Here is a 13,930-nt window from a genome sequence, read left to right as displayed (position 1 = left end):
GTCGGGGCTGAGACTTCTTGCCTGTGGTCCCCGCGCCACGTAGGACGGCCGGAGCTGGGAACCCAAGATGCTGTTGAGAACGGGAAAACTGGGAGTCCGGGCCCTGATGCGCGTCGCGGCGTTGACGCTGGCGTTCAGCCTGGCCTCCTTCGACGACATCGCGCCGATCGCTTTGCTGAGGTCGGTCGAGGCCATCTGGCCCTACCTGGGCGTGTTCGCCCTCACCGGCCTCGGCTACGACCTGGTGACCCGCAGCTGGAGGAAATCGTGGCGTTTCACCTCGCTGACCGACATGCTGGTGATGATCAGGGCGTCGACGGTGATCGCGCTGGTTCTGCTGCTGGCCGTCTTCGTGCTCGACCGCGGTCAGGCGCTTCCTCGATCGGCGCTGTTCCTGACATGGGTTCTGGACATCGGTCTGTTCGGAGCTTTCCTGATGGTCCGGCGCGCCGCGCACGAGAACACTCTGTCCGCGGTCCTCGCCCCCTTCACGGGCAGATCGGGGGCGACGGCCGTTCCTGTGCTGCTGGTCGGCGGCCTGGACTCCGCTGACTCCTTCCTGCGCGAACTGGCCAGGGATCCCGCGTCGCGATATCGGGCGACCGGTCTGCTGACCGCGTCCGAAGCCGACGTTCGTCATGAGGTTCGTGGCGTCAGGGTGCTGGGCGCACTGGGCGACGCCGACCGCATTCTGACGGAGTTCGCGGGCGACGGCGGCGAACGCGCCGTCGTCTTCCTGGACGACACCGTGGTTCCCGCCGACCTTGAGGGAGACCTGCTGGCCCGGCTGCGCGGCGCGGGCGTGACGCTGCTGCGAATGAACCGGCTGTCGTCGCTCGACACGCCGCTGGGCGGCCTCTCGCTGCGCGAGATCGACTTCAACGAATTGCTGGCGCGGCCGCCCGTGCACCTTGATCACGATCGTGTCCGGCGGCTGATCACAGGCAAGCGCGTGCTGGTCACCGGCGCCGGCGGCAGCATCGGGTCAGAGATCGCCCGACAGGTCGCATCCCTGTCGTGCGCGCATCTGGCGCTGGTGGACCATTCGGAGTTCTCGTTGTTCTCCATCGAGCAGGAGATCGGCGCCACCTACAGCACCCTGTCGCGCTCGGCGCGCCTCTGCGACGTCCGCGACGCGGCCCGCATCCGAGCCTTCATGGCGGAAGAGCGGCCCGAGATCGTGTTCCACGCCGCCGCCCTGAAGCATGTCCCGCTGATGGAGGCGCATCCGGCCGACAGCGTGCTGACCAACGTCATCGGCAGCGCCAACGTGGCCGACGCGGCCGTGGCGGCCGGCGTGCGGAATTTCGTCTTCATCTCCACGGACAAGGCCGTCGATCCGCCGAACGTCATGGGCGCGACCAAGCGCCTGGCGGAACGGACCGTCTGCCAGCGTCGGCGCGCCGACGGCCCGAGGTTCAACGTCGTGAGGTTCGGCAACGTCCTGGGCTCCGCCGGATCGGTCGTTCCGACCTTCCTGGACCAGATCGCGCGTGGGGGGCCGGTGACGCTGACCCATCCGGACATCGAACGCTTCTTCATGACCATTCCGGAGGCCGTGCAGCTGGTGCTCCACGCCACCGCCAAATCGGCGTTCGATCAGGTCGAGGGCGTGCTGGTCCTCGACATGGGCAAACCGGTCAAGATCATCGATCTGGCGCACCGCCTCATAGAGCTGAACGGCAAGATACCCGGCGTCGACGTCGAGATCCGTGTCACGGGTCTGCGTCCCGGCGAGAAGATGACCGAGGCCCTGTTCGACGTCACCGAGACGGCCCGGCAATGCGATCCCGGGGTGCTGGAGGTCGTGGACGACAACGCCGGCGTCGGTCTGTCGGAAGCCGAAATCCGGCGTCTGGAAACCGTCGCGCGCAACGGCGACGACGACGGCGCGCGGGATCTGCTGTTCAAGCTGCTCGACAAGCTGCGGACCCCCCGGACGGACAACGTCCGCACCCTGAGGGGCGCCTCTTGACGCCCCATGCGGCGCGCCCATCGAGATTTCGCCCCTGACGGGTCGCAGAGACGCGAACTATCGGCTATTCGCCGGAACGAATTGCAGGCGTCGGCCGACGCCTGGGCATCAGTGGACGACCTATGACTGACGAGATCTTGACCGGGAAACGGGACCTCGCCCTGCAGGGTGAGGCCGGTCAGCGCTTCGCCCCGGCCGCGTCGTTCGACGTCGCCGAGTACTGGCGCATGGCGGTCAAGCACCGCTGGGTGATCCTGGGCGCCTTCGTGGCCTGCATCTTGGCGAGCGTGGCGGTCACCCTGCTGATGACGCCGATCTACAGCGCCAAGGCGACGCTGCAGATCGATCGGGAGAGCGCCCGCGTGCTGAACGTCGATGACGTGCAGCCGCGAGAGTCGCAGGCCTTCGGCGAGGAGTTCTTCCAGACGCAATACGGCTTGCTGCGCAGCCGCTCGCTGGCCGAGCGTGTGGTCGACAGCCTGGGCTTGGCCGCGTCCGACGCCTTCATGGAGCAGATGGGCGCCACGCCGCCGGCGCGCGGAGACCGTACGGCCGCGGAATACAGCCGCGTCCGCCGCGAGATGGTGATCGGACTGGTTTTGGCGAACTTCTCGGTCGCGCCCGTCCGGGGATCACGGCTGGTGGAGATCAATTTCGACAGCCCCGTCCCCGCCCTGTCCGCGCGAGTGGCCAACGCCTATGCCGAGAACTTCATCCAGGCGAACCTCGACCGCCGGTTCGAATCCTCGTCATTCGCACGGGAATTCCTGGAAGAGCAGATCGCGCAGACCAAGGCGAAGCTGGAGGAAACGGAGCGCGCGCTGGTCGACTATGCCAGCGCTCAGGGCATCGTGAATCTGTCCGAACCGGGGCCCGACGGCGTCGGCCAGACGCAGTCGCTGGCCGGAACCAATCTGTCTGCGCTGAACGCTTCGCTGGCCAACGCCAGGGCGGCCCGGATCGCGGCTGAGCAGCGGTGGCGCCAGGCGCGCTCGGCGCCGCTGCTGAGCCAGCCGGAGGTGTTGCAGAACCCGGCCATCCAGCGCCTGACGGAGCAGCGCGCCCAGTTGGACGCTCAATATCAGCAGCAGGCCCGCATCTATCGCGAGGACTGGCCCGGCCAGATTCAGCTGCGCGGCCAGATCGAGGAACTGGATGCGCAGATCGCCGAGATCGGCCGCGGGATCCTGGCCTCGATCCAGGGACAGTATGTGGTCGCCGCCAACAACGAGCGCGCGCTTCAGGCGCAGGTCGACGCACTCAAGGGCGAGGTGCTGGACCTGCGCGACCGCAGCGTCGACTACAACATTCTCCAACGCGAACTGGACACGAGCCGCGCCAGCTACGACGCCCTTCTGGAGCGTTACAAGGAGGTGAGCATCACCGGCACCGTGGCGTCCAACAACATCTCGATCGTCGATCAGGCTCAGGTGCCCACGGCCCCGTCCAAGCCCAATCTCATGGTCAACCTGATGCTGGCGGCCCTGCTGGGTCTTGGCCTGGGCGCGCTCGCCGCCTTCGTCCTGGAGGCCCTGGACGAGACCCTGGCGACTCCGGACGACGCGGAGACCAAGCTGGCCGTGCCGGTGTTGGGCGTCGTCCCCTTGCTGGCGCGCGACCAGACTCCGCTGGAGGCGCTGGCCGACATCCGGTCGGCCTTCTCCGAGGCCTATTACTCGCTGCGGACGGCCCTTCAGTTCTCGACGCCCATGGGGGTGCCCCCCACCCTGCTGGTGACCAGCGCGCGACCGGCGGAAGGCAAGTCCACGACGGCCTATGCGACGGCGCTGACGCTGGCGCGGATCGGCAAGCGAGTGCTTCTGATCGACGGGGATCTGCGCAACCCGTCGATGCACCGCATCGTGGGCGTGGAGAACGCCGTGGGCATGAGCAACCTGCTGTCGGGCGCCGCGGTTCTTGGCGACGCGGTCCAATCGACGCGGGAGCCGAACCTGGGGATCGTCACCTCGGGCCCCCTGCCGCCCAACCCCGCCGAGCTGTGGGGCGGCGACAGGCTTCGGACCCTTCTGGGTCAGATGCAGGAGTCGTTCGATCACGTCGTGATCGACGGGCCGCCGGTTTTGGGCTTCGCCGACGCGCCCCTGCTGGCCTCGGCCTGTTCCGGCAGCGTCTTCGTGCTCGAGTCCCGCGGCACGCGCCGGGCCCAGGCGCGCGGCGCGCTGCGTCGCTTGACGATGGGCGGCGGAAGGCTCCTGGGCCTCGTCATGACCAAGTTCAACGTCAAGTCGACCCAGTACGGCGGCTATGACTACGCGTACGACTACTCGTACGGCGACGGTCCCGCGCGGCGGTCGAAGGGCGGGGCCGGCTGATGCAGCCTCGGGCGGTCGGCCGGACCGGCGGCGGGCTGCGGGCGTGGGCGCCTCATGTGCTGACGGTCCTGCTGATCTGGCTGGGCTGGCAGATGGTCGTCGGCCTGCTGGTCCAGAGGTCGCCGGTGGAGACCGCGATCCGGGTGGCGCCGTCATCCGGACAGGTGCTGAGCCGGGCGGCGGAGGCCGAGATGGTGGCGGGGCGCGTGGACGCGGCCCGCGACCTGGCGGGCATGGCGTTGCGCGCCGCCCCCTTCGACGTCCGGGCCCTCCGCGTGCTGGGCCTGGCGGTCGCGCGCACCGATCCCGACGCGGCCGACGAGCTGTTGACCTTGGCCGGCAACTGGAGTCTGCGGGACGACCCCTCTCACGCCTGGCTGATCCGGCGCCGACTTGAGCAGGGCGACTATGCCGGCGCCTTCGGACACGCCGACGCCCTGGCGCGCCGTCGTGAAGACGTCCATCCCCGCATTTTCCAACTGTTCACCGTCGCGGTCGCCGAGGATCCCCGCGCCGCGCCGCATCTGATCGCTCGGCTGGCGCCTTGGCCGAATTGGCGGCCGGCCTATCTGGAATCGCTGCGGACGGGACCGCAGGCCGCTCAGGTGCAGGCGACCCTCGCGCTGGGCCTGCAGCGGACGGACGGGCCGCTCAACGACGGCGAACTTCAGACCGTCTACGGCGAATGGCTGCGCCAGGGCCGCCTGCCCGGGCTGCGCGAACTCCGCCGCCGCCTGCGCCGCCCTCCCCCGGCGACGCTGCACGACGGCGGCTTCGAAGGGCGGGCCGGACCCACGCCGTTCAACTGGATCCTGGAGGCCGGCCCCGGCGTCCATGCGGAGATCTCGGCCGGTCCGGAATCCCAGGGCAAGGCCCTGTTCCTGGAGACGGACGGATTCTCGACGCGCACCGTGGTGAGCCAAGTTCTGCTGCTGGATCCCGGACCTTACCGGCTGGACGGGCGCTTCCGATTCGAGGCGGGGGGACGCGATCCGCGGTTTTCCTGGTCGATTCGCTGCCTGGAGACGAACGCGGTCATCGCGGCCTGGTCGCCCACCGCGGCGCAGGATCAGTCGGACTGGGCCGACGGACGAGCGGAATTCACCGTCCCCGCCGCGAACTGCTCCACCCAGTGGTTGGAGCTGAAGACCCGCAGGGGCGCGCGTCGCAGCGCCGTCGTAGCCTGGTTCGACACCTTCGCGCTTGTTCCGGTCACGGCAAAAACTACAGGAAACTGAGGCAGTTGCCGATGACGCAGTCGGCCCGTGCAGGCCGATTGTTCTTGCAATGCGGGAAAGAGAGGGTATGAGGCGGGCGAGCGTCGCGCATTCAGGCGGCGCCGGTTCAAACCTGAGGGGATACTCATGCGCAAGACCGTCGCCGCCGTCACTGTCGGCCTTCTGCTCGTCGCCGGCCAAGCCGCCGCCGCCGGCTCCAACACCGCCGTCGCCCGCGTGGGTGACCGCGTCGGCGCCTCGGCCGACGCCTCCAACGAGTTCGCCGGCATCCCGCTGGCCGTCCTGCTGATCGGCGGCGCCGTGCTGGCCACCGCCATCGTCGTCGCCACCGACGACGACTCGGACAGCAACTGACGCATTCCGGCGCCTGGAGGCACAGGGCTTCTTGCGCGCTTGGTTGAGACAGAATGGCCAGTGGGACAGGGTCGCGATCGCGGCTTTCGTCCTGCTGGCCATTTGCTTTTTGATCGGCGGAGCCAGCCAGAAGAACGCGCTGCGACTGACGCTGATCGAGCTGGCCGCCCTGCCCGTGCTGGGTCTCGCCCTGCTTCGCGCCTGGGACCGCACGGTCTGGACCACGAACGGGTTCGCGATCGGCATTCTCGCGGCCGCGGCGGCGATCCCTCTGATCCAACTGATTCCCCTGCCGCCCGGAATCTGGGGCGCCCTGCCCGGGCGTGAAGGCGGCGTTCTGGCGCTGGAGATCGCCGGCCTGTCGCCAGGATGGGCCCCGACGTCGGTGGCCCCCGACATGACCTGGCGGTCATTCCTCGCGTTGATTCCCGCGGCGGCCCTGTTCCTGGCCGTCCTGACGACGGGCCCGTCGACGCACCGCGGATATGTGCACCTGATCTTCGTGGCGCTGGCGACCAGTTTCCTGCTGGGTCTGGCCCAAGCCATGACCGGCGACCCCTTTCATCCCTGGCCGACCACCGACCGCGGATCGGTCAGCGGTCTTTTCGCCAACAGGAACCATCTTGCGACCCTGTGCCTGATCGCCCTGCCGCTGGCCGCCGCCATGGTCGGCACGGGCGCCCGTCGAGGGTCCGAGGGGCGAACGGCCTTCTGGATCGGCCTGGCCGTCGTCGCGGTGGCCGTCGTGACGGTGGCGGCGACTCGATCGCGCGCCGGCGTCGGCCTGCTGGGCCCCGCATTGGCGTTCTCGGCCATGATCATCTGGACGGCCGCCGGCAAGGCCCGCCTGGGACCCGCGGCCCTTGGCCTGGCGGGAGTCGCCGGGGCCGCCCTTTTGCTGGTCGCCACTCTGGGGCTGGGGCCGATCCTGGACCGGTTCGATTCCTCCGCCCCGCCGGAAGCGCGGTTCGAGCGCTGGCCCACCGTGGCCGAGGCCGCCCAGGCCTATCTGCCCACAGGGGCCGGCTTCGGATCGTTCGAACGGGTCTATCGCTCGGTCGAGACGCTGGAGGAACTGGACGCCACCTCCTTCAACCGGGCGCACAACGAATACCTCGAGACCTGGCTCGAGGGGGGATGGCTGAGCGTCGGCGTGCTGATCGCCTTCCTGATCTGGTTCGGACGGCGCGCCTGGGCGGCGTGGCGCGCGCCGGCAGGGTCGACGGCGGACATGGCGCGCGCGGCGTCCGTGGGCATACTGATGATTCTGATGCACAGCGCCGTCGAATTTCCGCTGAGAACCGTGACCGTGACGGCGGTCCTCGCCGTGCTGGCCGCGATGCTGGAATTGAGCGGCGGAGATCCGCCGGAGACCACGCGACGTCGGTCGAGAAGGCCGGCATGAGCGACGACCGACCTGTCCTGGTCACCGGCTCGGCCGGCTTCATCGGCTTCCACACGGCCCGCCGGCTGCTTTCGCAAGGCCGGCGCGTCATCGGGCTGGACGACCTGAATCCCTATTACGACCCCAGACTGAAGGAGGCCCGGCGTGCGCTTCTGATGGAGCACGGGGGCTACGTCGATCACGTCATGGACCTGGCCGACCGCGAGGCCGTGGCGGGGCTATTCGAGCGCCATCGCCCGGTTCGGGTCGTCCACGTCGGAGCGCAGGCCGGCATCCGCTACAGCGTCGAAAGCCCCGAGACCTACGTGGACTCCAACGTGGTGGGCTTCCTAAGCGTCCTTCAGGGCTGCCGGGCCGTGGGGGTGGAGCATCTGGTCTATGCCTCGACCAGTTCCGTGTTCGGCGCGAACGGAGCCCTGCCCTATTCGGTCGAACAACCCGTCTCGCACCCGTTGAACCTCTATTCGGCGACCAAGCTGGCGAACGAGGCCATGGCGCACGCCTTCGCCTATGTGCACGGCCTGCCGTGCACGGGGTTGCGGTTCTTCACGGTCTACGGGCCCTGGGGCCGGCCCGACATGGCCCTGTTCAAGTTCACCCGGGCCATCCTGGAGGGGACGCCGATCGACCTGTACGGCGACGGGGCGATGGAGCGGGACTTCACCTACGTCGACGACGTCGTCGACGGCGTCCTGGCCGCTCTGAATCTGCCTCCCGCGCCCGATCCCGACTGGGATCCGGCCAATCCGGATCCCGCGACCAGCGGCGTGGCGCCCTGGCGCATCCTGAATCTGGGGGCCGGCCGGCGCGAGCCCCTGGCGCGATATCTGGAAGTTCTGGAGCGCAAGCTGGGACGCAAGGCCGCGATCAACGCCCTGCCCGTGCAGCCCGGCGAGATGGTTCGAACCGAGGCGGACGTCGCCCGCACGCGGGCTCTGCTGGGCTATGATCCGAAAACCTCGATCGACGACGGGGTCGGACGCTTCGTCGATTGGTATAGACAATTCTATGGTGTCTGAGGCCACGCTGGACGGCCGTCGGCGGCCCTGTTAGGGCCAGACGCGGCATCGTCGGCATGCATAAGGCGGCTGATGCCCGCAACGTGGAAGGTAACCTGGACATGCGCGCTTTTTTGATCGCCTGCGCCGCTTTTCTGGTCGCCGCGTGCGGCGGCGGCGCGACGCGGGACGCCAGCCTGGTCACGGCCGCCGCGCCGATAGATCCCGTGATGCTGATGCAGTCGGCGCGGGGCGAGGCCAGCGGCGACTATCGCATCGGCGCGACCGATCTTCTGACCGTGTCCGTCTTCCAGGTGCCGGACCTGTCTTTCGACGAGATCCGCGTCGACGCCTCGGGCAATCTTCAGCTGCCCATGATCGGATCGGTCCAGGCCGCGGGCCTGACGCCGAACGAGCTGTCGAACGACATCGCCCGCCGTCTGGGCGAGCGCTACCTGCGCAATCCGCAGGTCACCGTCACGGTCAAGGAGGCCGCAAGCCAGAAGGTCACCATCGACGGCGCCGTGACCCAGCCGGGCGTCTATGAGATGCGCGGCCGCACCACTCTGATGCAGGCCGTGGCCATGGCCAAGGGCCCCACCCGCGACGCAAACGTGCGCAGCGTGGCGGTTTTCCGGGAGGTCGGGGGCCAGCGCATGGTCGCCGTGTTCGATCTGGCCGACATCCGCAACGGTCAGGCCGAGGATCCCGTCATCCTGGGCGACGACGTCGTCGTGGTGGACATCAGCCGCACGAACGCCCTGGTGCGGGATGCGGTCCAGGCTCTGCCTGCGCTGGCCATCTTCCAGGTGTTCTGACGCCTTGGCGCGTCGACACGCCCTGACCGTCTGCCTCGCAGCGGCGCTGGTCGCCGGGTGCGGCGGCGGCGGGGATGGGCTGAACGTCCCCCACGCCGCCTCTGCCGAAGCCCAGGGCCCCGCCGCCCGTTATGCCGCGCTCCAAGCCCTGGACGCGCGCGTGGCGACGGTTTTCCACCGACTGGTCACCGCCAACGTCGACCTGTGCGGGGCGCCGGGCCGCAGTTCGGGATGGAGCCTGCACGCCGCAAACCAGTACGGAGCCGAGATGCGGCCGGTCGTGGCCGCGACGGGCGATCTGAAGGGTGACTTGCCGGCCGTTCTGGCCGTCGTCCCCGGCGGTCCCGCGGCGCGCGCCGGACTGGAAGTCGGCGACGTGATCCTGTCCGTGGACGGAACGGCGCTTTCCATCGGCGCGATCGACGCCGCCGAGAGCTGGGACGGCGTGGCGCGCAACCTGGCCGCGATGGACGCCGCCCTGGCCGACGACGGTCCCGCGATGCTGGAAATCAGTCGCGGCGGCGCCGTACGGACCGTGCGGCTGACCGCCGATCCCGCCTGTCCCCATTCGGTCCAGCTCGACGTGTCGGACGAGTTGAACGCCCGGGCGAACGGGACCGGCGTCTTCATTTCCACGGCGCTGGCCGGCTTCGCCGCCAACGACGACGAGCTGGCGCTGATCCTTGCGCACGAGCTGGCCCACAACATCCTGAAGCATCGGGAGCGGTTCGATCGCGAGGCGCCGGCCCGCCGGGTCTTCGGCAATCTGGCCGTCGCGCCGTCCAGTCTGGCGGCCGCCGAGCGCGACGCGGACCGCTGGGGCTTGTATCTGATGGCGCGCGCAGGCTTCGACGTGGACGTCGCGGCCCCGTTCTGGAGACGGTTCGGCGCGGCCAATTGGCGCGTGCGTTGGGCCCAGTGGGGACATCCCTCAGCCGAAGTCCGCGCGCGTCAGCTGGAGGCGGTTTCGGCCGAAATCGCCGACGCCCGTGCGCGTACCGGGCGCATCGATCCGCGCTGACGCAACCTTCCGTTCACGGTGAAACCGCGTCCACCGGGCCACAGGTTCGCGCGACGGGCTGGCGACGTGCGGCTTTTTCGCTTGCAATCGGCAACGGGGTTGGCCTAGAAGCATTTCGGGAAAGCGCGGGGAAAACCGCGTCAACCTCATAACATGAAGGGGATTCTGATGCGTAAGACGATCGCCGCCGTTTCGGTCGGTCTGCTGCTGGTCGCCGGCCAAGCCGCCGCCGCCGGTTCCAACACCGCCGTCGCCCGCGTGGGTGACCGCGTCGGCGCCTCGGCCGATGCCTCCAACGAGTTCGCCGGCATCCCGCTGGCCGTCCTGCTGATCGGCGGCGCCGTGCTGGCCACCGCCATCGTCGTCGCCACCGACGACGACTCGGACAGCAACTAACTCGGGTCGCCGCGCGGCTTCGGCCGCGACGTGGCGAGAGTTTGAGCCGGCGGATTTTGGTCCGCCGGCTTTTGCTCGTCTGGAGTTCGGGCGCGTCCGGTGACGGTCAACCGCCCTCGAACACGGCGCCGTAGTCCTCGTTGGCCCGGGCGAAGTCCGCCATTCTTCCGACATCGACCCAATAGCCCTCCGCGCGGTGAGCCCGCACCGATCGCCCCTCATCGATCAGGGATTGAAGGAGCTGAGGCATGTCGAAAGATCCCTCGGACGGAACCAACTCCCGCGCGGACGGAGACAGAACATAGACCCCGGCGTTGATGCGGTAGACCTGACTGGGCTTCTCCTCGATGCCCAGAACCCGACCCTGGTCGGCGTTGATCACGCCGAACGGCACCTGCATCTCATAGTCGCGCACCACCACCGTGGCGGCCGCCCCGGCCACGGCGTGATCGTCGGCCACCCGGCCGTAGTCCATCTTGGTCAGGACGTCGCCGTTGGTGACCAGCACGTCGCCCGTCACGTCCGTGGGCAGGAGGCTCAGCGCGCCGCAGGTGCCGCGCGGGCCGTCCTCGCGCAGGTAACGGATGTGCAGACCTCGCTCTGACCCGTCGCCGAAATGCGCCTCGATCTGCTCGCCGCGATAGTTGATCGACAGGAAGATGCGACGGAAACCCTGGGCGGCGAAAGCGTCGACGACCGTGTCCAGCATGGGCCGAGGCCCGACCTTCAGCATCGGTTTGGGCGTGTTTGCGGTCAGTTCGGCCAGACGGGTTCCGCGGCCCCCGGCCATGATGACAACCGCCTCGGTGCGCTCCGGCATCTCGAGGAAGTCGGAGACGGTCGAGAGGCCCACCACGCGTCCCTGATCGTCGATCAACGGCAGTTGACGCAGCTTGCGTGAACGCAGAAGGCCCAGGCGCGAGGCCGGGTCCATCTCGGCCGAAGCCGTCGCGGGCGCGACGTTGGCGAAGGCGCCGCACGGGCCGTCCAGATTCTCGCCCCGGATCAGGGCTCGACGGATGTCGCCGTCCGACAGGGTGCCGACCAAGCGCCGATCGGGGTCGACCACAAGGGCGATGCCGGCGCCCGTGGCGTCGATGTTGCGCAAGGCGTCGCGCAGGGTGGCGTCCGGCGCGATCAGGGCGCGTTCCCAGTGCTTCATGACGCTTCCTCCGCATCCAGGGCGTCGTCGATCCCATAGGCCCGGCGCGCGGCGGCGCCCTTCACGTCCCACCACCGCATGGGCGACAGTCCGTCGGCGGGGCGCTTGGCCGTGACCGCGGCGTCCGACCAGATCTCGCCGGCCGCCATGGGCCGGGCCGCGACCAGAGACCGACGCGCGATCGGGCGATTGGGCAGTTCGGCCGCCGACGGCGTCTTGATGCCGTCGCCCATCGCCGTCTCGACCTCGCGGATCGCCCTGACCAGAGCCGCCAGTTCGTCCGGCTCCAGAGAAGCCGCATGGTCGGGTCCGGGCCGACTGCGGCTCAGCGTGAAGTGCTTCTCGATCACGCGCGCACCCAATGCCGCGGCGGCGGTGGCCACGGCGATCCCCAGCGTGTGGTCCGAATAGCCGACGGGCACGCCGAACTCGGCCGCCATACTGGTCATGGCCCGTAGGTTCGCCGCCGAGGCGGGCGCCGGATACTGGGTCGTGCACTGAAGAACCGTGACGCGTTCGGCCACCGCCGAACTGCCCTCGGCCGAAGCGAAGGCGGCCTCGCAGTCGGTCAGGCCCGACGGCTCGCCCGGGCGGGTGAGGGCGAAGGCGATCACCCCCAGCGCCCGGCGCACCTCTTCGAGGTCGGCCATGCCGGTGGACACGAACAGAGGCCGTCCGGTGCGCGCCGCGGCCAGCAGCATGGGCCCCCAGGTCAGATCCCCGGACGGAATTTTCAGAGCCGGAACGCCCAGACGGTCCAATAGGGCCAGGCCCTCCATGTCGAAGGCGGTGGACATGAAGGCGACGCCGCGGGCCCGGCAGCGGTCGGCGATGAGATGATGCGCCTCCTCCGACAGCTCGAGCCGGCGCAGCATGTCGGCCTGGCCGCCGTCATGACCGGTGTTGGCGACCTGGTAGGCGGCCTTGCCGGCGCGGCGAGTGACCAGGGCCTCGGCGCGGAAGGTCTGGAACTTGACCGCATCCGCCCCGGCCTCGGCGGCGACGTCGACCATCGTCAGGGCGTCGTCGACGGAGCCGTCGTGGTTCACGCCCGCTTCGGCGACGATGAAGATGCGGTCAGCCATGCCCGGCCTCCAGATCGACGAACGGCTTGCGCAGGAGAGCGTCTCGCGGCCGCGCGGATTTCAGGATCGAAATGATGCGGGGCACGGACCGCCCGTCGCCATAGGGATTGGACGCCCCGTCCGGACGGAACGTGAAGGCGCGATCGAGTGCGGCGAGGATGGCGTCGGCTGAGGCGGCCGCATGAAAGACGCTGGGACCCGCGAGCCTCCCGCCCTGTCGGTCTCCGACGTCGATCGTGGGCACGCCCAGGGTCGGAACCTCGGCCAGACCGGAGGAAGAGTTGCCGATCACCGCCGCACAGCGGGCCGCGAGCGGGGCATAGGCCCGGCCCAGAGCCTCGCGGAAATGTGCGCGGGGCCGGAGGGCGGACCAGGCGCGCAGGCGGGCGTCGAAGTCCGGACCGCCCGGGTCGGCGTTCGGGGCGGTGATCCAGAGGGTCCAGCTGTCGTCGAGCCGACCCAGCGCCCCCAACAACGCCTCCAGTTCCGCTCGGCCGCGATCGGGCTGAAGGGTGACGGGATGGAAGGTGAGGAGCAGGTTCCGCTCGCCCAGCGGGGCGTCCAAGCGGCGCTCAAGCTCCGCGTCCGGCATACGGGCCGACTCCACCAGATCGTCCAACGCCGGATTGCCGACGACGTGCACGCGGTCGAACGCCTCGCCCATCTGGCGCAGGCGACGCGCGGCGGGCTCATGGAAGGCCAGGTGCAGATGAGACAGCTTGCTGACGGCGTGACGGAAGGCGTCGTCCATGGCCCCTTCGGTGACGTCGCCGCCGGACAGGTGGACGATCGGCACGCCGACGAGGCTCGCCCCCTGCGCCGCGGCCAGAGTCTCGAACCGGTCGCCGAGCAAGATCAGCATGTCCGGCGGATCGCTGGTCAGGACAGCCGCCACCCCGTCGAGAACGCGGGCGGCGCGGCTGGCGGGCGTCCCCTCGCCCCAGGACAAGCGTGCCGCGATGGGCTGGCCCGTTGCCTCTACGGCCCGCACGGTCATTCCCTGATCCACGTCCAGATGGCCGCCCGTGACGATCAGGCCAAGGTCGAAGTCCAGATCGGCGTGCAGAGCGCGCGCCAGCGGCGCCAGGATGTTCCAGTCGGCGCGGCCGGTGGTCAGCAGGCGGAGACGGCGCGCGGTCACCCCA

General features: G+C 69.4%; 12 protein-coding genes. 9 read left to right on the top strand and 3 right to left on the bottom strand.

Annotation, left to right across the window (positions count from 1 at the left end; translation table 11 throughout):
- Positions 1 to 67 precede the first annotated feature (67 nt).
- From VGN45_RS12640 to VGN45_RS12600, 9 genes are all read left to right on the top strand, one after another.
- Positions 68 to 1,975, top strand: a complete 1,908-nt coding sequence (locus VGN45_RS12640) for a polysaccharide biosynthesis protein (RefSeq protein ID WP_327463015.1) — start codon at positions 68 to 70, stop codon at positions 1,973 to 1,975.
- Positions 1,976 to 2,097: 122 nt separating this feature from the next.
- A complete protein-coding gene (locus VGN45_RS12635) occupies positions 2,098 to 4,308 on the top strand; it encodes a GumC family protein (RefSeq protein WP_327463013.1) in 2,211 nt (736 codons plus the stop codon).
- Positions 4,308 to 5,546, top strand: a complete 1,239-nt coding sequence (locus VGN45_RS12630) for a hypothetical protein (protein WP_327463011.1) — start codon at positions 4,308 to 4,310, stop codon at positions 5,544 to 5,546. The genes VGN45_RS12635 and VGN45_RS12630 overlap by 1 nt, the downstream gene beginning before the upstream one ends.
- A gap of 126 nt (positions 5,547 to 5,672) precedes the next feature.
- Positions 5,673 to 5,900, top strand: coding sequence for a hypothetical protein (locus tag VGN45_RS12625; protein WP_327463009.1), 228 nt, complete (start codon positions 5,673 to 5,675; stop codon positions 5,898 to 5,900).
- A 43-nt stretch (positions 5,901 to 5,943) separates the two neighbouring features.
- The gene (locus VGN45_RS12620; RefSeq protein WP_327463007.1) at positions 5,944 to 7,305 is read left to right on the top strand and encodes an O-antigen ligase family protein; all 1,362 of its coding nucleotides are present in this window, start codon (positions 5,944 to 5,946) and stop codon (positions 7,303 to 7,305) included.
- Complete coding sequence (locus VGN45_RS12615; RefSeq protein ID WP_327463006.1) at positions 7,302 to 8,324, top strand: NAD-dependent epimerase/dehydratase family protein; 1,023 nt, start codon at positions 7,302 to 7,304, stop codon at positions 8,322 to 8,324. The genes VGN45_RS12620 and VGN45_RS12615 overlap by 4 nt, the downstream gene beginning before the upstream one ends.
- 101 nt (positions 8,325 to 8,425) lie before the next feature.
- Complete coding sequence (locus tag VGN45_RS12610; RefSeq protein ID WP_327463004.1) at positions 8,426 to 9,121, top strand: polysaccharide biosynthesis/export family protein; 696 nt, start codon at positions 8,426 to 8,428, stop codon at positions 9,119 to 9,121.
- A gap of 4 nt (positions 9,122 to 9,125) precedes the next feature.
- Positions 9,126 to 10,142: a M48 family metallopeptidase gene (locus tag VGN45_RS12605; protein ID WP_327463002.1), complete on the top strand. Its 1,017-nt coding sequence runs from the start codon at positions 9,126 to 9,128 to the stop codon at positions 10,140 to 10,142.
- A 168-nt stretch (positions 10,143 to 10,310) separates the two neighbouring features.
- Entirely contained in the window at positions 10,311 to 10,538 is a 228-nt protein-coding gene (locus VGN45_RS12600) for a hypothetical protein (protein ID WP_327463000.1), read from the top strand.
- A gap of 106 nt (positions 10,539 to 10,644) precedes the next feature.
- On the opposite strand, the gene VGN45_RS12595 is transcribed toward VGN45_RS12600, so the two are convergent.
- The 3 genes from VGN45_RS12595 to neuC are packed head-to-tail and all read right to left on the bottom strand — an operon-like array spanning position 10,645 to position 13,926.
- Positions 10,645 to 11,700, bottom strand: coding sequence for a nucleotidyltransferase family protein (locus VGN45_RS12595; RefSeq protein WP_327462998.1), 1,056 nt, complete (start codon positions 11,698 to 11,700; stop codon positions 10,645 to 10,647).
- Complete coding sequence (gene neuB / locus VGN45_RS12590; protein ID WP_327462996.1) at positions 11,697 to 12,785, bottom strand: N-acetylneuraminate synthase; 1,089 nt, start codon at positions 12,783 to 12,785, stop codon at positions 11,697 to 11,699. The genes VGN45_RS12595 and neuB overlap by 4 nt, the downstream gene beginning before the upstream one ends.
- Complete coding sequence (gene neuC / locus VGN45_RS12585) at positions 12,778 to 13,926, bottom strand: UDP-N-acetylglucosamine 2-epimerase (protein ID WP_327462994.1); 1,149 nt, start codon at positions 13,924 to 13,926, stop codon at positions 12,778 to 12,780. Before neuC ends, neuB begins: the two co-directional genes overlap by 8 nt.
- Between the last annotated feature and the right edge of the window lie 4 nt (positions 13,927 to 13,930).

The organism is Brevundimonas sp., assembly GCF_035999125.1.
Taxonomy (GTDB): domain Bacteria; phylum Pseudomonadota; class Alphaproteobacteria; order Caulobacterales; family Caulobacteraceae; genus Brevundimonas.
This window is presented reverse-complemented; position numbering and strand designations above follow the sequence as displayed.

Bases quoted from the DNA above. Each gene is read 5' to 3' on its own strand.
- VGN45_RS12635 (WP_327463013.1), top strand. From the start codon at position 2,098: ATGACTGACGAGATCTTGACCGGGAAACGGGACCTCGCCCTGCAGGGT.
- neuB (WP_327462996.1), bottom strand. From the start codon at position 12,785: ATGGCTGACCGCATCTTCATCGTCGCCGAAGCGGGCGTGAACCACGAC.
- VGN45_RS12615 (WP_327463006.1), top strand. From the start codon at position 7,302: ATGAGCGACGACCGACCTGTCCTGGTCACCGGCTCGGCCGGCTTCATC.
- VGN45_RS12610 (WP_327463004.1), top strand. From the start codon at position 8,426: ATGCGCGCTTTTTTGATCGCCTGCGCCGCTTTTCTGGTCGCCGCGTGC.
- VGN45_RS12625 (WP_327463009.1), top strand. From the start codon at position 5,673: ATGCGCAAGACCGTCGCCGCCGTCACTGTCGGCCTTCTGCTCGTCGCC.
- VGN45_RS12595 (WP_327462998.1), bottom strand. From the start codon at position 11,700: ATGAAGCACTGGGAACGCGCCCTGATCGCGCCGGACGCCACCCTGCGC.
- VGN45_RS12640 (WP_327463015.1), top strand. From the start codon at position 68: ATGCTGTTGAGAACGGGAAAACTGGGAGTCCGGGCCCTGATGCGCGTC.
- VGN45_RS12630 (WP_327463011.1), top strand. From the start codon at position 4,308: ATGCAGCCTCGGGCGGTCGGCCGGACCGGCGGCGGGCTGCGGGCGTGG.
- VGN45_RS12600 (WP_327463000.1), top strand. From the start codon at position 10,311: ATGCGTAAGACGATCGCCGCCGTTTCGGTCGGTCTGCTGCTGGTCGCC.